The organism is Streptomyces sp. NBC_00287 (genome assembly GCF_036173105.1).
GTDB lineage: Bacteria > Actinomycetota > Actinomycetes > Streptomycetales > Streptomycetaceae > Streptomyces.
Genome location: NZ_CP108053.1, coordinates 4942214 through 4960133, shown reverse-complemented (window position 1 = coordinate 4960133; position 17920 = coordinate 4942214). Strand labels below are relative to the sequence as shown.

Sequence of the window (17920 nt, the reverse complement as noted above, 5' to 3'; positions counted from 1 at the left end):
CCCTGTGCAGGAAGGGCGGCCGCACCGTGTGGGGGGTGGCGCTAACGGCCCGACTTCTCCAGGGCCTTGTCCATCGCCGCCGCGAGCCCGTTCGCCCACAGCTGCTCCACCCGGGCCCGCTCGTTCGCGTCCGGGTTGGCGTTCGTGCAGGACGGGCCGGGGCCGCCGCCCGACATCAGCTCGCTGCACGGGCCCTCGTAGTGGTCCGGCAGCCCGAGGACATGGCCGGTCTCGTGGGCGGTGACGCGCGTGGAGTCGTACTCCTGGTTCTGCGCGTAGTCGAGGAAGATGTAGCCGCTGCCGTGACCGTCGGTCGAGGCGTAGGAGCCGCGCGGGTCATTGCCCTCGCGGTAGGTGAAGTCGGCGTTGGAACCTTGCTGGAGCTTCACGTTCGCCACCGAGCTGTTCCATATCTCGGTGGAGCGGGCTATCTGCGCGCTGAACGCGGGCGCACCCGAGGCGTCGTAGACGACGGTGACGGCCGCGGTGCTCTTCGGGTGCGCCGCGCGCTTCTCGGCGACGGACTCCAGGACGGCCTGGAAGAAGGCGCGGTTGGCGGCTTCTTCGGAGGCGGTGGTGGAGGTGTAGCCGGCGTGCGGGGCGGGTGCTGCCGCCGAGGCGGGGGCGGTGAGGCCGAGAGTCGCCAGGCTTACGGCGACTGCGGCGGCCGTACGCACGGACAGGGACATGGACGTGGACATGCGCATCGATGACTCCTTGGTGGGGGGTGAGTCGTCATCGGTGAGTGTCGACGCCTGTGCGGCCGCTGTGATGATGGCAACCGGCGATAGGGCCGGGCTATCGGGTGCCGGGCTGTCGGATGCCCAATTCGCGTGTGTCGGCCGGGATTTGTGCGTCTGGTGAAAGCTCTGATTCCGCTTTAGGCTCCAAGGGCATGGAGCTCGAGGTCAGGCACCTCCGCGCACTGTGCGCCATAGCCGACACCGGCAGTCTGCACCGGGCCGCGCGGCAACTCGGTGTCGCCCAGCCGTCGTTGAGCACGCAGTTGCGCCGGATCGAGCAGGAGCTGGGCGGCGCGCTGTTCCTCAGGGCACGCACCGGCTGCCGTCCCACCCCGCTGGGCCGCCTGGTGCTCAGCCGCGCCCGTCCGCTGGTGGCCGAGATGCGCTCCCTGGTAGCCGAGGCTCGCCAGGCAGCGGCGGGCGGACCGCGTCTACGGGTCGGCTCCACCGCCAGCCGAGCACTCGCGGGCTGGCTGCGCCGGCTGCGCGCGGGCGGCCAGGAGCCCACCCTCCATATGAACGTCTCCGCCAACACCCTGCTGCGCATGGTCGCCGACGGCCAGCTCGACGTCGCCTTCGTGCACGAGGTGGAGGGCAGCCCGCTGCGCATCCCCGGGGAGCTGCGCATCCGAGTCCTGCTGGAACGCGAGCCGCAGTTCGTGTCGCTGCCGGCCGACCATCCGGCGACGGCGAAACAGGAGGTCGACCTGTACGACCTCGCCGACGACCGCTGGATGATCGACCCGACGGTCGACGGGGAGTGGGACGCGGTCCGCCGTATGTTCCGCACGGCCGGAGTCGACCCCGACGTCCTGCACGGCGACTACCACACGGCAGCGGCCCTGGTGGCGACGGGCGAGGTGGTCACGGTCTGCCAGCCGACGTCGCTGCCGCGCCCGGACATGGCGGTACGACGACTGCGCGGCGACCCCTTGGGCGTACGACTCCTGCTCGCGGCCCGCACGGAGACGGACCTGGACGGGGTGTATCCCGCGCTGGAGGAGGCGTACTGGGAGGCGGCGAGGCAGGCACCGGCGTACTCGAGTGCCCTGCCCGGCTCACCGCCCCCGCTGCGGGATCAGACGCCGATGTCGCAGCCGTCCTTGCGCCACACGGCCACGACGGCCGGGCGGACGTAGCTGCCGGGCCCGTCGGGCCAGGTGCTCAGCGGGTTCTCGACGGTCGCGCCGTCGAGCTCGCCCGGGTGCTGCACGGCGACCAGGACACGGCGGTCCTGGATGATCGGGCCGCAGGTCTCGGCGCCCTTCGGCACGGTCAGGAACTGCTTGAGCTCACCACGCCGGTCACCGCGCGTAGCGACACCGAAGAGGCCGTCGTGCGAGCCGAGCTGGGCGCCGTCGGTGGAGATCCACAGGTTGCCGTGCGGGTCGAAGGCCACGTTGTCCGGGCAGGAGATCTGGGAGACCTGGTCCTTCGGGAAGCCCGCGAAGTAGGTGGCCGGGTCGTTCGGGTCACCGGCGACCAGGAAGAGGCTCCAGGCGAACTTGGTGGACTCGGCGCGGTTCCAGCGCTCGGTCAGCTCCAGGATCTGGCCGTGCTTGTTGCTGTTGCGCGGGTTGGCCTCGTCCGCGGGGGCGAAGCCGGTCTTGCCGCGGTTGGTGTTGTTGGTGAGGGCGACGTACACCTTGCCGGTGTGCGGGTTGGGCTGGACGTCCTCGGGGCGGTCCATCTTGGTGGCGCCGACCTTGTCACCGGCGAGCCGGGTGAAGACGAACACCTCCTCGGCGGTCATACCGTCCACGTGGGACACAGCACCGTCGGCGGTGGCGGTGGCCAGCGGAATCCACTCGCCACTGCCGTCGAACTCACCGTCACTCGGCAGCTTGCCGGTGCCGTCGATCTCGATGGCGGGGGAGTCACCGGTGAGCTTGGCGACGTAGAGGGTGCCCTCGTCGAGCAGCGAAAGATTGTGCTCGCGCACAGCCCTCGACGAGCCCTTCTTCATCCGCTTGCTGCCGACGAACTTGTAGAAGTAGTCGAAGCGCTCGTCGTCACCGGTGTAGACGACGGGACGGCCGTCGTCGGTGAGCCGCACGGTCGCGCCCTCGTGCTTGAAGCGGCCGAGCGCGGTGTGCTTGCGGGGTGTGGAGTGCGGGTCGTACGGGTCGAGCTCGACGACGTAGCCGAAGCGGTGCACCTCGTTGGGCTCCTGGGCGACGTCGAAGCGCTTGTCGAAGAGCTCCCACTTGCGCTCGGTGGCGCCGGTGCCGATGCCGTACCGCTTGTCCGTGGCGCGGCTGCTGTTGGCGAAGTACTGGTTGAAGTTCTCCTCGCCGTGCAGCGTGGTGCCCCACGGGGTGGTGCCGCCGGCGCAGTTGTTGAGGGTGCCGAGGGCCTTGGTGCCGGTCGGGTCGGCGGAGGTCTTGAGCAGGTCGGAGCCGGCGGCGGGGCCGGTGATCCGGAACTCGGTGGTGGCGGTGATACGCCGGTTGAGCGGGTGCCGGGGAACGGGCTTGAGCTGCCCGTTCTTCTTGTTGCCCTCCACCACGACGGCGGACAACCCGTGCGCGGCCCAGGCGATCTCGACCTGCTCGCGGGTGGGGTTGGCGGCGTCGTAGCCGCGGAACATCAGGATCTCGTCGGTGTACTCGTGGTTGGCGACGAGGATCTGCCGGTTGTACTCGCCGGGCAGCGGGAGCAGGGCGAGGAAGTCGCAGTTGTAGCCGAACTGCTGGGCCTGCGCCTTCGCGGTCTGCTTCTCCGGGTCAAAAGCGGGCGCACCGCGCAGAATGGGCTCACCCCAGCGGATGACGACATTCTGGCCGTAGCCCTCAGGCACGGTGACGGCGTCGGCGGTGTTGGGCGCGACGGCGGTGAAGCGCAGGCCGCGGGCGCCCTGGTTCGTGGTGGGCCTGCCCGTGGTGGCGGGCGCGGCGGCGACGGGCGCGGCGGCGGCAGCGGTACCGGCGGCGGCCGCGGCGGTCACGACGGCGGCGGCACGCATCACGCTACGGCGGCTCAGGGCGCCGGCGATGACGTCGCCGACGTACGGGTTGGCGGTGGTGTTGGGCACCTCGTGGAAACAGGCGTCACCACACCGGAAACGGCAGGTCATGGCGGAACGGCCACCGGGATGCGAGCCGTTTGTTCTGATGAGCGGCAGCGGAATGCGCACTTTTCTTCCCCTTGCTTCCCCTTGGATCCAGCCTGACGGACGGTAGGGGGATGTTTGTGCGAACGCGGGGACGACATCTGAACGAGGGGTGAACTGAAGGTATCGGTAGGCGCGTTGCGAGGTCGGGGGTGGGTGCGCCGAAGATCACAGTCCGGGGCGGCTAACCTTACGTGTCCGTCCTGGCCAGGGATTGACGGGATCAACTCATGCGAAGGGTTGCGCACATGGGCATTCTCACTCTCCTGCGGAACGCATTCGGCCGCTCCCGAAAGGGGAGCACGGCCGAGGCAGAGGGTGCGGAACGGACGACGCCGATCGTGCCGACGCAGCCTACGGAGACCACGGAGCAGACACCGACGGAGGCGGCACAGGCCGCCGAGCCGGAGACCACGGAGGCCGTCGAGCCGACGCCCACGGAGCCGGCAACGGCCCAGGTCCCGGAGCCCCGCCCGGCGACGGACGACGAGCACGACCTGGTGGCGGCGGCCTTCGACAAGGTCACGGTCCCGAACCAGACCGCTGCCGCGGGGGCGGAGGCGGAGCCTACGGAGGCGGTGGTCGAGCCTGAGCCGGTGGCGGAGGCCGAGCCCGAGCCGGTGGCCGAGCCTGAGCCGGTGGCGTTGGCCGAGGCCGAGCTGGTGGTCGAGCCTGAGCCGGTGGCGGAGGCAGAGCCCGAGCTGGTGGTCGAGCCTGAGCCGGTGGCGGAGGCAGAGCCCGAGCTGGTGGTCGAGCCTGAGCCGGTGGCGGAGGCCGAGCCGGTCCTGGAGCCGGAGCCTGTGGTCGAGCCCGAGCCTGTTGTGGAGCCGGTGGCGGAGGCCGAGCCGGTAGTCGAGTCGGTCGAGCCCGAGCCCGTGGTCGAGCCGGTGGCGGAGGCCGAGCCGGTAGTCGAGTCGGTCGAGCCCGAGCCCGTGGTCGAGCCGGTGGCGGAGGCCGAGCCGGTAGTCGAGTCGGTCGAGCCCGAGCCCGAGGCGGAGGTCACCCCCGAGCCGGAGCCGGTCGTGGAGGCCGAGCCGGTCGTGGAGCCGGAACCTGTGGTGGAACCGGAACCCGTGCTGGAAGCGGAGCCGGAGCCGGTGGCAGCCGTGGAACCTGAGCCGGTGGTCGACGAGCCCGCGGCCGCCGACGGCGAGGCCGCCCCACAGGGGCCACCCGCACCCGACAACGAAAGTGACACGGGTGGTGCGGGTGGGAACACCCTCACCCTCCCCCAGGGCCTCCGCACCGCACACACCGCCGCAGCCACCGCCCTCAAGGCCAGGGACATCACCACCCCCGCCAAGGTCTACCTCGTCCTCGACCGCTCCGCGAGCATGCGCCCGTACTACAAGGACGGCTCCGCCCAGGCCCTCGCCGAGCAGACTCTCGCCCTCGCCGCGCACCTCGACCCCGAGGCCACGGTCCAGGTCGTCTTCTTCTCCACCGAACTCGACGGCACCGGCGAGCTCACCCTCACCGACCACGAGAACAAGATCGACGAAATGCACGCGGCCCTGGGCCGCATGGGCCGCACCAGCTACCACGTAGCCGTCGAGGAAGTCGTCACCACCCACCAGAAGACGGCCCCCGAAGGCACCCCCGCCCTGGTCGTCTTCCAGACCGACGGCGCCCCGGACGCGAAGACCCCCGCCACCCAGGCCCTCACCGACGCCGCGAAGAACCACCCGCACATCCACTTCGCCTTCGTCGCCTTCGGTGAGCACGACAACAAGGCCTTCGACTACCTCCGCAAGCTGAAGACCGGCAACACGTCGTTCTTCCACGCCGGCCCGACCCCCCGCGAGCTCACCGACACCGAGCTCTACACCGGCGTACTGGAGAACTGGCGCCCGTAAGCGCCCCACAGCCAGAAGCCCCCGGCCGCCCCTTCCCACCCCTTAAAACGGGAAGCGGGCGGCCCACCCATGTCGGCTACGATTTCAAGGTTCGTAAACCGACCGACCTGGGAGCAGCCACACCATGGCTCGACACCTCATCACCAGCGCCCTTCCCTACATCAACGGGATCAAGCACCTGGGCAACATGGTGGGGTCCATGCTCCCGGCGGACGTGTACGCCAGGTACCTCCGCCAGCGCGGCCACGACGTCCTGTACATCTGCGCGACCGACGAGCACGGCACCCCCGCCGAGCTGGCCGCGAAGGAGCAGGGCCTCCCGGTGGACGAGTTCTGCGCCCAGGCGCACGACGCGCAGAAGGCGGTCTACGACGGCTTCGCGCTGGCCTTCGACTACTTCGGCCGCAGCTCCAGCCCGGAGAACCGCGACATCACCCAGCACTTCGCCCGCAAGCTGAACGAGAACGGCTTCATCGAAGAGCGCGCGATCCGCCAGGTCTACAGCCCCGCCGACGGCCGCTTCCTCCCGGACCGCTACGTCGAGGGCACCTGTCCCCACTGCGGCTACGACAAGGCCCGCGGCGACCAGTGCGAGAACTGCACCCGCGTCCTGGACCCGACGGACCTCATCAACCCGCGCTCCGCGATCTCCGGCTCCACCGACCTGGAGGTCCGCGAGACCAAGCACCTCTTCCTCCTGCAGTCCAAGCTGCAGCACGAGGTCGAGGAGTGGGTCGCCCGCCACGAGGACGACTGGCCCCACCTCGCCTCCTCGATCGCCCGCAAGTGGCTGAACGAGGGCCTGCACGACCGCGCCATCACCCGCGACCTGGACTGGGGCGTCCCGGTCCCGGCCGACACCTGGCCGGAGCTGGCAGCCGAGGGCAAAGTCTTTTACGTCTGGTTCGACGCCCCGATCGAGTACATCGGCGCGACCAAGGAGTGGGCGGACCAGGACCCGGACAACCGCGACTGGAAGTCGTGGTGGTACGACGTCGACACCGACGTCCGCTACACCGAGTTCATGGCGAAGGACAACGTCCCGTTCCACACGGTGATGTTCCCGGCGACCGAGCTGGGCGTGCGCGAGCCGTGGAAGAAGGTCGACTACGTCAAGGCCTTCAACTGGCTGACGTACTACGGCGGAAAGTTCTCCACGAGCCAGAAGCGGGGCGTCTTCACCGACCAGGCCCTGGAGATCCTCCCGGCGGACTACTGGCGCTACTTCCTGATCGCCAACGCCCCGGAGTCGGACGACTCGTCCTTCACCTGGGAGCACTTCACGGCGACGGTGAACAAGGACCTGGCCGACACCCTGGGCAACTTCGTCAACCGAGTCCTCTCCTTCTCCAAGAAGCGCTTCGGCGAGGACGTCCCCGCGGGCGGCGAGCCCGGCGAGGCGGAGACCCGCCTGGGCGAGGAGATCGCCCGCCTCCTCGCCGAGTACGAGGAGCACATGGAGGCCCTCCAGTTCCGTAAGGCCGCCGCGGCGCTGCGCGCCCTGTGGTCCGCGGGCAACTCCTACCTGGAGGAGAAGGCCCCCTGGCTGGAGATCAAGACCGACAAGGACGGCGCGGCCCTGACCCTCCGTACGGCGATGAACCTGATCCACCTGTACGCGGTGGTCTCGGAGCCGTTCATCCCGGCGACCTCGGCGGCCATGCGGCAGGCCTTCGCGCTCGCCGACGACACGGCGGCCTGGGTCTCGGCGGACGAGGCCAGGTCCCTTTCCTTCGTCCCCGCCGGTACGCCCTTCACGGTCCCGCCGGTGCTGTTCGCCAAGCTCACGGACGAGGACCTGGAGACGTACAAGGAGCGCTTCGGCGGCGTCACCGCCGAGTAACAGCTCCCACCGGCACCTATCGGTGATCGCCCCCCGCAGGCTATACATTGCGAAGATCATGTGAAGCCAGTGACTTACTGGGACATGACTGGACATCTGAGCAATCTGAGCCACATGTGGGGGGCACATCCATGGCACTTTTCGGCAACGCAAGCACCGTAGACCCGGGCAAGGCCGCGCAGGACTTCGCGCGGCTACTCGGCCAGGGGGAGCAGGTGCAGGCCGCGTACCAGCTGGTGCGTGACGTCATCATGTTCACCGACCGCCGCCTGATCCTGGTCGACAAGCAGGGCATAACGGGCAAGAAGGTCGAGTACCACTCCGTCCCGTACCGCAGCATCACCCACTTCGCGGTGGAGACGGCCGGCACCTTCGATCTGGACGCCGAACTGAAGATCTGGATCTCCGGCACCCAGCTGCCGATCACGAAGACCTTCACCAAGGGCGTGGACATCTACGAGGTTCAGGCGATCCTCACGCAGCACGTCGCGCGGTAGACGGCGCGGCACACCTACTGCCGTCCGCCCGGGCCGCCCCCGAACCCACCTTCGGGGGCGTCGCCCGCCGTCACCGTGGCGATCGTGCCGGCCGAGCCGCCCAGGTCACCGGAGTCGGCGAGACCGCCCGTGGTCTTCCCGGACGCCGAGCCGCCCTCGCGGATCGTGTACTCCTCACCGCTCTTGATCGCGGACGAGGAGAAGACGACGTTCTGGACCGCCTTCGACGTGACGTACGTGGCGACGACCTTGCCGTCCGCGTCCACCACGTGCAGCGTCGTACCCGCCACGACCGACGAGTCGAGCGTCGCGGACAGCCAGCCCTGCTCGGAGCCCTCGTCCGGCGCGACGGCCATGCCCGCGCTGCCCGCGGCGAGCAGGGTGCCGCCGCTCACCGTGAAGCTGCCGTTGACGTCGAGTGCGCCGTTGCCGTTCATCTCCGGGCCGTTGACGACCACCGTGCCGCCGGTGACCTCCGCCGTGCCGTTGGAGTCGAAGCCGTCGCCGTCGGCGTCGATGACGAGGGTGCCGCCGGTGACCTCGGCCGAGTAGTCGCCCGCCCCTTCACCGCCGCCGAAGCCGCCCCGCGCGTTTGACGAGTTCGACTCGCTGCCCGACGCGTTCACCCCGTCGTCGCTCGACCTCACCGTCGTAGAGCCGCCGCTGACCAGGATGTCCTTGCCCTCCAGGCCCTCGTTCGACGTCGTGATCTCCAGCGTCCCCTTGCCGATCACCAGATCCCCCTCGGCGTGGATGCCGTCGTCGCCCGCGGCGGCGGTGACCTTCGCGCCGTTCAGATGGACGGCGGAGTCGCTGTGCAGGGCGTCGGCGGAGGCGTCCACGGTGACCGTGCCGGACTCCAGGACGCTGATCACCCCCGACTTCAGGCCGTGCGCCGAGGAGTCGTCGGAGGCCTTCGCCACGGACGTCAGGCGACCGCCCGTCATCACCAGGTCGGTGGCCGCGTCCACGCCGTCCCCGGCCGCTGTCACCTTCACCGTGCCACCGGAGATCGCGATGTACCCGGCATCCTCGTCGGTGTCGTTGTCGGACTTCACGCCGTCGCCGCCTGCCGTGACGGTCACCGTCCCGCCGTACACCACCACGTAGTCCTTGCCGCGGATGCCGTCGTCGGCCGCTTCGACCTTCACCGTCCCCGAGTCGACGACCAGGCCGTCCTTGCTCGCGATGCCGTCGTTGCCGTTGCCGTGCACGGTGAGCGAACCGTCGCCCGCGATCGTCAGGTCCCCCGCGCTGAACAGAGCCGCGTTCACGTCGGCGTCCTCGGCGTAGGAGTCGGTGTCGGTGAGGGTGTTGTCGCTGCCCTCGGCCAGGACGACCACGAGTTCCTTGGCCTCCGTCGCCGCTATGGCCGCACCGGAGGACGAGGTGATGTCGACGCCGTCGAGGATCAACGTGACGCTCGCGTCCTGGGCATTGACGACGATCTGCCCTTCGGTGAGCTTCCCGCTGAGGCGGTAGGTGCCCCCGGTGGTGATGGTCACCGTGGAGCCGTCGGCCCGTGCGCCGTTGCCGTCCACCGAGGCGGAGCCCCCGTCGAGCGTGATGTCCACGGCGGCGGACTCGTCCGCCCCGACGTCGTCCCCGCTCTCCACATGGGCGTCCTTGTTGTCGGCGAGCACGGTGGCCGCGTCCTGGCTGCCGTCCGCGGTGACGGTCGATGTGCTGCTGCTGCTCGAACTCGTCGTAGCGGAAGCGCTGTTGTCCGAGGAGCAGCCGGCCAGGGCCGCCGTGCCCAGGACCGCCGAGGCGAGGACGCCCACGGCCCTTCTGCGCAGCCTGCGAATCGGGGTGAGGTTCATGCGGGGCTCCCGTCGAGTGCGGTGGGAAAGTGGCGGCGCAGCACGGGCAGCCACCGGTGGGCGGGGAGGTCGGGACGCAGGGCGGCGAGCCCGGTCCCGTACTTGGACACGGGGACCGGACGGTGCTTCAGCGACCAGAGCAGCCGGTCGGCGCCGGACCCGGCGCGGCCCGCCTTGGTCTCGACGAACGCGCGGTCCGGGGCGCGCAGTGCTGCGGTGCCGTCGGGCAGGATCCAGGCCGGCGAGGTGTCGACGGTGAGCCGGCTGCCGGTGGCCGGGAGGAAGAGGGTGGTGCGCCGGTACGTCGACGTCAGCGTCGGCACGAGACGGAACCGCACGGAGTCGATCCCGGCCCCGGCGAGCACCCCGTCGGCGAACTCGCGGGCGGACGCGTCGAGACGGTGCGGGTCACCGTCGTAGGGGATGCGGTCCTTGACGGTCGTACCGCGCGGGCCGCGGGTCTTGACCTCCAGGAAGTGCAGGCCGGAGTCGAGGTAGCTGCGGATGCGGACCTTGAAGCGGCGGCGCCGGCGGCGGGCCGTGGCCAGATAGCCGTGCAGCTCCGGGGTGTCGAAGTACACGGAGCGGTAGCCGAACTGCCGTACGCCTTCGATCTGCAGGACCCGTACGTCCTCTCCCAGCCCGCCGAGTACCAGCGGCAGGTCGGTGACCGGCAGCAGGTACTTGCGGTCCACCCGGGTCAGCAGCTCGGCGCGGGCGACGAGTTCGTCGAGGCCGATCGGGCGCAGGGTGTCGACGGAGTCGAGCACGGTCACGCCCGTACCCCCTGTCCGGCGCGGATGCCGGTCTGCTGCGGGGCGAGGTAGCGCACGTCGACGTGGGTGGTGTCGTTGACGAGGTCGACGCTTCTGACGGAGAGGTTCAGCACCCGGCCGCCCAGCAGGGCCTCCAGGTGGGCGCGCAGGGCGTCGTCGTCGGTGTAGGCGGAGTCCAGGCGCAGGGTGCGCTGCTGGTGCCGGGGGAAGAGACGGGGGTGATCGCCGACGTACATGGTGGCGACGATCAGTGCGGTCAGAGCGCCGGTCAGGACACCGAACTCCGCGGGGAGCCCGTTCAGCAGGCCGATGGCGAGGGCGGAGAAGTAGTAAGCGATCTCGTGCTGGGCGATCTCGTACGACCGCAGCCGGATGATCGACAGCACGCCGAACAGGCCCATGCCCAGGCCGATCCCCACCGACGTGGAGCTCAGCGTCATCGCCACGGCGAGCACGCCGACGTTGACGCCGAGAAAGGCGGCCACCAGGTCGCGGCGGTGGTGACGCGGGAAGTAGACGCCGAAGACGAGGGCGCCGACGGCCAGGAGGTCGGCGCCGACGAGTACCAGCTGATGCAGGGCCGTTGGGGTCATGCCAATGACCATCGGGGGGTCTGCTGTGCGGATGCTGTGCGGTGCCTTAAGCGACCTTGAGAAGAATGAAGAGGGAAGCCGCAGTGAACAGGTTCCGTCCTTTCCGTTACTTTCACTTGCTTCACTTTTCATTTACTTGCATATAACGTTCACCTTCTCTCATGCCCACTTCGTCGGACACGCGACGCAGCAGCACCCAAGGAATGTCGTGAAGCGCATACTGATCCGCTCCGGAAAGAGCCCCTTGCGGGTCGCCAGTCCGACGGAGTTCATCCACCAGGACCTCATCGGGACCAACACGGGCAATCTGCTCTTCAGCGACTCCGCTCACAAGATGCTGACGACGCCGGACACCGAGGTCACCTCGAACGGCATCCGCACCAACCACTCGGCCGAGCGGGCCGCGGAGATCAACGAGCAGTACGACGTCTTCGTCGTCCCCCTCGCCAATGCCTTCCGCCCCCAGTTCCAGGCCTCGCTGGACCGGCTCTCCAAGCTGATCGAACAGCTCACCATCCCGGTGGTCGTGTTCGGCGTCGGGGCCCAGGCCACCGACGACTACGCGACGGACATGCTCAAGCCGATGGAAGCCTCCGTGAAGCGCTTCGCGCGGGCCGTCCTCGACCGCTCCGCGTCCATCGGCGTCCGCGGCGAACTCACCGCCCGCTACCTCCGGGACCACGGCGTCGCGGACAGCAACATCGACATCATGGGCTGCCCGTCGATGTTCCTGTACGGCGACACCTTCCCGGCGATCCGCGCCACCGAGATCACCGCCGACTCGCGCATCGCCATCAACATGTCGCCGAACGCGCGCCCCGTCGGCCCCATATCCGGCATCGCCGAGTACGGCCACGCGCACTTCCCGAACTACACCTACTACGCGCAGAACACCGTGGACGCGGAGCTGCTGCTGTGGGGCGACACCACGCCCGAGTCCGGCGCTCGGGACCCCTTCCCGAAGATGCTGACCCACGACCTGCTGCGCGAGAACAAGGTGCGCATGCCGCTGGACCCGGCGACCTGGATCGACGAGCTGCGCGGCTACGACTTCGCGTACGGCACCCGCATCCACGGCAACATCGCCGCCCTGCTGGCCGGCACGCCCGCCGTCGTCCTCACCCACGACTCGCGCACCCTGGAGCTGTGCCGGTACTTCGACATCCCGCACCGCCAGCTCTCCGGGCTGTCCGCCGACACCGACCCGCGTGACCTGTACGAGGCCGCTGACTGGTCGGCCATGGTCAAGGGCCACGGCGAGCGGTTCGAGCGCATCACCGCGTTCCTCACCCGCAACGGCCTGGACAACGCCTACCAGCACGGCGACGGCGGTGCCGCGTACGACGCCCAGGTCGCCTCCCTGAACCTGCCCGCCTCGATGCAGGTCTGGGACGGCACGGAGGACGGGCAGATGCGCTACCGCATCAGCCGGCTGCGCGAGCGGATCACCGTGTCCGAGACCAAGCTCACGGCGGTCACCAAGAAGAACGACGAACTGCGGGTCAAGCTGGCCGCCGCCGAGAAGCGCGCGACCGCGACGGCCGAGCAGCTCGACGCCGCGGTCAAGCAGATCGAGGCCGCCCGCAAGCAGCTCGCCGCCGTCGAACGCCGCGTCGTGGGCATCGAGAAGCGGGTCCTGGTCCGCCTCGGCCCGGCCCTGCGCCGCCGCAGCCGCAAGCTCTCCGGATCGGGCGGCAAGGGCTGAGCCTCACACGGTGATCAACCACTGGTAGCATCCGGCCACTTGTGCGAGGGCGGGGGTCCTCGCAGGGGAGGAAAGTGAATCGTATGCGCAGATGGGGTGTGGCCGCGTTCGTGGCCGCGGGACTCATGGGCGGCACGCTTCTGCCGGCCGCACCCGCGGCCGCGGTGCACGGCGGGGTGCCGGGCGACTTCAACGGCGATGGCTACAAGGACGCCGTCCTGCCCGCGCCGGGCGCGAACGTCTCCGGCAAGGAGGCGGCCGGGGCAGTGGTCGTGCTGTACGGATCGTCGTCCGGCCTGGCGGCGAGCCGTCGTAAGACGATCACGCAGAACACGTCGGGGGTACCGGGTACGGCCGAGGCGTACGACCGCTTCGGCGCGGCCACCGCCACGGCCGACCTGAACCGGGACGGGTATGCCGACCTGGTGGTGGGCTCGCCGTACGAGGACACGACGAAGGGCACCGACGCCGGCACGGTGACGATCCTGTGGGGCAGCGCCGGCGGGCTGTCGAGCGCCACCAACCTGCCGACGCCGAGCACCGAGCCGGAGCGCTACGGCCTGGACCTGACCGCGCTCAGCACCGGCAGCGGGACGAGGACCCAGGTCGTCGTAAGCGTCGCGGACGCGATGGTGCGCTTCACCGGCCCGTTCAGCAAGAGCGGCGGCTTCGGTTCCGTCGAGCTGAACGGGAACACCCCCACCATCCAGTCGGTCACCCTCGCCGACTTCGACGGCGACACCGTGCCGGACCCGGCCGTGGCCACCGTCGGTCTGCACGACCTCAGTGGCGGCGAGATATATACGGAACTGGAATTCGGGAAAGAGCTCCAGGGCAACGGCCTCATCACCGCCGCCGGTGACATCAACGGCGACGGCTACGACGACCTCGTGGCCGGCGATCCGCACGAGCCCGTGATCGCGGGCAAGGACGGCATGCCGGGCGGCCGTGTCCTGGTCTGGTACGGGTCGGCGGACGGCATCGCGAGCGACGCGCAGCCGGTGCAGATCACGCAGAACACCTCGGGCGTGCCGGGCGGGAGCGAGAAGGATGACGCTTTCGGCGGCGCGCTCACCGTGGCCGACCTCAACCGGGACGGGCTGGCGGACATCGTGGTCGGCGCGCCTCACGAGGACATCGGCAGCACCCAGGCGGCGGGCATGGTCACCGTTATCCCCGGCCGCGCCTCGGGCGCCCTCGGCACCGGCTCGTACGCCTTCTCGCAGAACACCTCCGGCGTACCGGGCGGCGCCGAGGACGAGGACTTCTTCGGGACGACGGTCGCCGTCGGGGACGTGAACAAGGACGGCAGGCCCGACCTGATCATCAGCGCGGCGGGCGAGAACACCTACACCGGCGGCGTCTGGGTCCTCCCCGGCGGCACATCCCGTCCGACGGCCTCCGGCAGCAGCGTGTTCACGGCCCGCTCCGTCGGCCTCACCCAGCCGGACAGCACACTCCTCGGCGGCAACGGCCTGCTCGAGGTCATCTGACCGACGCGTACGCCACGAAGTCGGCCCACGCCTCCGGCGCCAGCGCCAGGCGGGGGCCGGCGTCGCGGTACTTGGAGTCGCGGACGTGGATGGTCGCGGGGGTGGTGGCGACCTCGACACAGGAGTCGCCGTCGGGGCCGTCGCTGTAGCTGCTCTTGAACCACGCCGGCTCGGAGGCGTCACCGGCAGTGGACTTGCGGATCATGTTTCTCCCAGCAGTCGTTCGATGAGGGCCAGCGACTCTCCTGGGGGAAGAGCCTGGGCCCGGATGGTGCCATACCGCAGCTCAAGGATGCGCAGCTCCCTCAGGTCCGAGACCGGGCGGCCGTTGAACGCGCCATCGGAACGCCCGACAGCTGTGCCGTCCTCGAACTTCAGCAACTCGATCCTGCCGCTCATGCCGGGGTGCGGCGCGCTGTCCAGCGGCATCACCTGAAGCGTGACGTTGGGAAACCGCCCCACCTCCAGCAGACGTTCGAACTGTTGTCGCCGCACCATTGTGCCTCCAACCTTTCGGCGCAGCGTCGCCTCTTCCAAGACGAAAGCGAGGGCGGGAGCGGGGGAGCGTTCGTAGATGGACTGCCGGGCCATGCGAGCGGCCACCCGTCGCTCCAAGTCCTCAGGCGAATAGGCGGGTAGCCACGATTCCAGCAGTGCGCGTGCGTGCTCGGGCGTCTGCAACAGACCGGGGATGCTGCTGCATACGTACACCCCGATCTCGACCGCCTTCTCCTCCATCTTCGCCAAGTCCCGCACCTTCTTCGGGTACCGGACCTTCTTCACGTCCTCCCACGCCGCCGCGATCAGCCCGCCCGCGTTCAACACCTCGTCGGACCTGTCCAGATACTCCTTCCTGGGAATCCGCTTCCCCGCCTCGATCTTGTAGACCATGTCGTCGCCATACCCGACCGCCGTCCCGAAGTCGGGCACCCGCATGCCCACCGCTTCTCTCCGCAGCCTCAACTGCCGTCCCACCGTGGCGATGACGGCCACGCCCCAGTCGTCGTCCGGGTCCACCTCCCAACCCGGCTCGTCCGCCTCGGTCTTGAGCCGTCCCGTCTCCGCGTCCACCGACATCGCGCACCCCTCCGTCGAACGACCGTGCCGCAGCGCCCCTACCCGTACGCAGCCTCTGGACAGCCCGGACACCTCTGGACAAGGCCTGGACAGTCGCTCTACGTACCGGCGTCGTCACTGCTCACGGTAGGCACATCCGGCCACGCTGAGTGACGTGAATCAGAAACACGACGTCCAGGTCCGCAACTTCAGCGTCCTGCTGTCCCCCACACCACGCGGCGCCCGCCTCGCCCGCCTGCTCGCCGCCGAGCAACTGCGCAGCTGGCAACTCCCGTTGGACCCGGCGGCGCTCATCGTCGCCGAACTGGCGAACAACGCGGCCACCCACGGCCGCGTACCGGGCCGGAACTTCCGGCTCCTGCTGTACGTCGTGGGCGACACCCTCCGTATCGAGGTCACCGACACGCGCGGTGACCAGCCACCGCACCCCCCACACGCCACTCCCGTCGGCGAGGCCGGCCGCGGCCTGCTCCTCGTAACGGCCCTCGCCGACCGCTGGGGAGTGAACCGGGGCCTGCCACCACGCAAGACGGTCTGGGCCGAACTCACCATCCCGGCACCGGAGTCACCGGAGCCTGGCGCCCCGCGCTTCGGTCCGACCTGCGCTCCCTATGAACCACCCACTGAAGAGAAAGCACCCCACCAAGCCCCACCCCTCCCTCCCGCTCCGCAAACTCACCCCCGCGAGTGAACATGCCCAACTCAGCTGGATTTGGGGCCGGTTGCCTGCCTTACGCTCAGCGCGAGCAACACGACACAACCGCAAACATGCGACGGCCCCCGCCGGGACTAGCGATCCCAGTGCGGGGGCCTGACCACCGAGGAAGTTAGGGCCTTCCTGATGGATACCAAAAACATTAGCGTGCCCTCGCGCGCCCAGTCCCGCCTCCCGGGCAAAAACCACCCTCACGCGCAGCCGCACTCCGGCGTCGTTCACGACAACGCCCGCCACAACGAAAACTTCACGGTGATCGGCAACCACCTCATCCAGCACGAGGAGCTGTCGCTGCTCGCCATCGGGCTGGCGTGCTACATCCAATCGGTGCGGCAAGGCACCTCCGTCGACATCAAGACCCTCGCCGACCGCTTCCCCGAGGGCCCCACCCGCATCGCCGCCGCCCTGCGCGAACTCGAAGCCCACGGCTACCTCCGCCGCACCCACGAACGCACCCCCAGCGGCCGGATCGTCACCCGCACGGTGTCCTGCAACAAGCCTGGGCACCGGACCACCTCGGCCGACACCCTCCATCGGCCCGCCCGACGCCTGGATCCGGACAAGCCACCGCCACGCAAGCGCCTCCCCGCCGTACCCCGGCCCTCATTCACCTCTCCCGCCCTCCTCCAAGCGGCCGTCGACGTCCTCGCCGACCTCCGCCGCCAGGACCCCCGCCTCCTCCTCTCCGCCACAGACGCCGAACACCTCGCACCAGGGGTCGCCGCTTGGCTGGAGCGCGACCTCACCCCCACGTCCGTAGGGCACGCCCTGACCGAGAACCTGCCGCCGGAGCCCCTGATCCGCCCCGCCGCCTTCCTCGCCCACCGATTGGCCGCCCAGCTCCCGCCCCCGCCGCCACCGGCCCCGAAACCCAGACACCCCTTCCAGACCTGCGACGGCTGCGACCGCCCCTTCCGCGCCCCGGCCCCCGGCCGCTGCCGCGACTGCCGATCCGGCCGGAGGAAGGCCGCATGAACATGCAGACCCTCACGACGCCCGGCCCGGATACCCTGGCGGGGGTACTCCTGGAGGACACCATGAGCACACTGGCCGACCACGGACGCGAGTTGATCCCCCGCCCCGAGCAGACCCCTGACGCCCTGCGTACGGCCCTCGCCGTCGTCGCCCCTGGCCGACTGGAAGAGATGCAGGCCACGAAGGACGATGCCTTCGCCAAAGCGGTCGAGTGGCAGTCCCTGAGCCCCGTACAGAGCTGGGTCCTCCTGTGGGCCAGGGACATCGAGATCGCCCGCCGCCTCGACCTGTCCTCCCGCTTCGAGTACGCACAGAGCAAACTGGAGGACGAAGATCCCGCCATCGCTCGGGATGCCCTGCGGGAGCTGAGCGCCGTACTGGACGAAGCGATGAAGGCAGTGCGCGGTTGAGCTGGAAGTGGGAGTACGCCTTCGGAGCGGAGTACGCCGCCCGCACCGCCCCCGCCGATTTCCTCGCCGACGTGGAAAGCGAGGCCGACGAGCTGGTCAGGGCCGCCGAGGCGGTCCACATCCACGGCCGGGCCCACGAAGACATTGACCCGAGGGGTGGCGACGTCATCGTCCCTGGTGGCATGTTCACCTATCAGGTCGTCGTGCGCAGCGAGCGGGTCTACGTCGTTCAGATCATCTACCTGGGGTTCTGAACCATGACCACCGCGGACACTCGCCAAGCCCGACCCCGCTTCCGGCGG

The 17920-nt window shown here is 69.6% G+C and carries 17 protein-coding genes; 10 read left to right on the top strand and 7 right to left on the bottom strand.

The annotated features are described in order from the left end of the window. Positions 1–41: 41 nt before the first annotated feature. Positions 42–707 carry a snapalysin gene (gene snpA, locus OHT76_RS22615; RefSeq protein WP_443049821.1) on the bottom strand — a complete coding sequence of 222 codons (666 nt, stop codon included), beginning with the start codon at positions 705–707 and terminating at the stop codon, positions 42–44. A 188-nt stretch (positions 708–895) separates the two neighbouring features. Between snpA and OHT76_RS22610 the strand changes: the two genes are divergently transcribed. Further along, positions 896–1882 carry a LysR family transcriptional regulator gene (locus OHT76_RS22610; protein WP_328872672.1) on the top strand — a complete coding sequence of 329 codons (987 nt, stop codon included), beginning with the start codon at positions 896–898 and terminating at the stop codon, positions 1880–1882. Here the strand turns inward: OHT76_RS22610 and OHT76_RS22605 are convergent. Further along, complete coding sequence (locus OHT76_RS22605; protein WP_328872671.1) at positions 1822–3879, bottom strand: PhoX family protein; 2058 nt, start codon at positions 3877–3879, stop codon at positions 1822–1824. The genes OHT76_RS22610 and OHT76_RS22605 overlap by 61 nt on opposite strands. 224 nt (positions 3880–4103) lie before the next feature. On the opposite strand from OHT76_RS22605, the gene OHT76_RS22600 reads away from it, so the two are divergent. From OHT76_RS22600 to OHT76_RS22590, 3 genes are all read left to right on the top strand, one after another. After that, entirely contained in the window at positions 4104–5711 is a 1608-nt protein-coding gene (locus tag OHT76_RS22600) for a VWA domain-containing protein (RefSeq protein WP_328872670.1), read from the top strand. 124 nt (positions 5712–5835) lie between these two features. After that, positions 5836–7554, top strand: a complete 1719-nt coding sequence (gene metG / locus OHT76_RS22595) for a methionine--tRNA ligase (protein WP_328872669.1) — start codon at positions 5836–5838, stop codon at positions 7552–7554. A 131-nt stretch (positions 7555–7685) separates the two neighbouring features. Beyond that, on the top strand, positions 7686–8051 hold the full coding sequence (locus OHT76_RS22590) for a PH domain-containing protein (protein ID WP_328872668.1): 366 nt from the start codon (positions 7686–7688) through the stop codon (positions 8049–8051). A 14-nt stretch (positions 8052–8065) separates the two neighbouring features. Here OHT76_RS22590 and OHT76_RS22585 read toward each other — a convergent pair whose 3' ends face one another. The 3 genes from OHT76_RS22585 to OHT76_RS22575 are packed head-to-tail and all read right to left on the bottom strand — an operon-like array spanning position 8066 to position 11243. After that, positions 8066–9874 (bottom strand): carbohydrate-binding domain-containing protein, encoded by a 1809-nt coding sequence (locus OHT76_RS22585; protein WP_328872667.1) that lies wholly within the window; start codon positions 9872–9874, stop codon positions 8066–8068. Beyond that, a complete protein-coding gene (locus OHT76_RS22580) occupies positions 9871–10650 on the bottom strand; it encodes a polyphosphate polymerase domain-containing protein (RefSeq protein WP_328872666.1) in 780 nt (259 codons plus the stop codon). Before OHT76_RS22580 ends, OHT76_RS22585 begins: the two co-directional genes overlap by 4 nt. Further along, on the bottom strand, positions 10647–11243 hold the full coding sequence (locus OHT76_RS22575) for a DUF4956 domain-containing protein (RefSeq protein ID WP_328872665.1): 597 nt from the start codon (positions 11241–11243) through the stop codon (positions 10647–10649). Before OHT76_RS22575 ends, OHT76_RS22580 begins: the two co-directional genes overlap by 4 nt. Positions 11244–11451: 208 nt before the next feature. Here OHT76_RS22575 and OHT76_RS22570 point away from each other — a divergent pair, with 208 nt between their 5' ends. Next, on the top strand, positions 11452–12948 hold the full coding sequence (locus OHT76_RS22570; protein WP_328872664.1) for a polysaccharide pyruvyl transferase family protein: 1497 nt from the start codon (positions 11452–11454) through the stop codon (positions 12946–12948). Between the two features lie 83 nt (positions 12949–13031). Continuing rightward, complete coding sequence (locus OHT76_RS22565) at positions 13032–14441, top strand: VCBS repeat-containing protein (protein WP_328872663.1); 1410 nt, start codon at positions 13032–13034, stop codon at positions 14439–14441. Here the strand turns inward: OHT76_RS22565 and OHT76_RS22560 are convergent. Beyond that, a complete protein-coding gene (locus OHT76_RS22560) occupies positions 14434–14646 on the bottom strand; it encodes a DUF397 domain-containing protein (RefSeq protein ID WP_328872662.1) in 213 nt (70 codons plus the stop codon). The two genes, OHT76_RS22565 and OHT76_RS22560, sit on opposite strands and share 8 nt — an antisense overlap. Then, positions 14643–15518 (bottom strand): helix-turn-helix domain-containing protein, encoded by an 876-nt coding sequence (locus OHT76_RS22555; protein WP_328872661.1) that lies wholly within the window; start codon positions 15516–15518, stop codon positions 14643–14645. The genes OHT76_RS22560 and OHT76_RS22555 overlap by 4 nt, the downstream gene beginning before the upstream one ends. A gap of 154 nt (positions 15519–15672) precedes the next feature. Here OHT76_RS22555 and OHT76_RS22550 point away from each other — a divergent pair, with 154 nt between their 5' ends. The 4 genes from OHT76_RS22550 to OHT76_RS22535 all read left to right on the top strand — a co-directional run bounded on the left by OHT76_RS22550 (position 15673) and on the right by OHT76_RS22535 (position 17872). After that, the gene (locus tag OHT76_RS22550; protein WP_328872660.1) at positions 15673–16209 is read left to right on the top strand and encodes an ATP-binding protein; all 537 of its coding nucleotides are present in this window, start codon (positions 15673–15675) and stop codon (positions 16207–16209) included. 150 nt (positions 16210–16359) lie between these two features. After that, positions 16360–17208: a helix-turn-helix domain-containing protein gene (locus OHT76_RS22545; RefSeq protein WP_328872659.1), complete on the top strand. Its 849-nt coding sequence runs from the start codon at positions 16360–16362 to the stop codon at positions 17206–17208. A gap of 62 nt (positions 17209–17270) precedes the next feature. Continuing rightward, positions 17271–17618, top strand: coding sequence for a hypothetical protein (locus OHT76_RS22540; RefSeq protein ID WP_328876597.1), 348 nt, complete (start codon positions 17271–17273; stop codon positions 17616–17618). Beyond that, complete coding sequence (locus tag OHT76_RS22535) at positions 17615–17872, top strand: hypothetical protein (RefSeq protein WP_328872658.1); 258 nt, start codon at positions 17615–17617, stop codon at positions 17870–17872. The genes OHT76_RS22540 and OHT76_RS22535 overlap by 4 nt, the downstream gene beginning before the upstream one ends. The last annotated feature ends 48 nt before the right edge of the window (positions 17873–17920 follow it).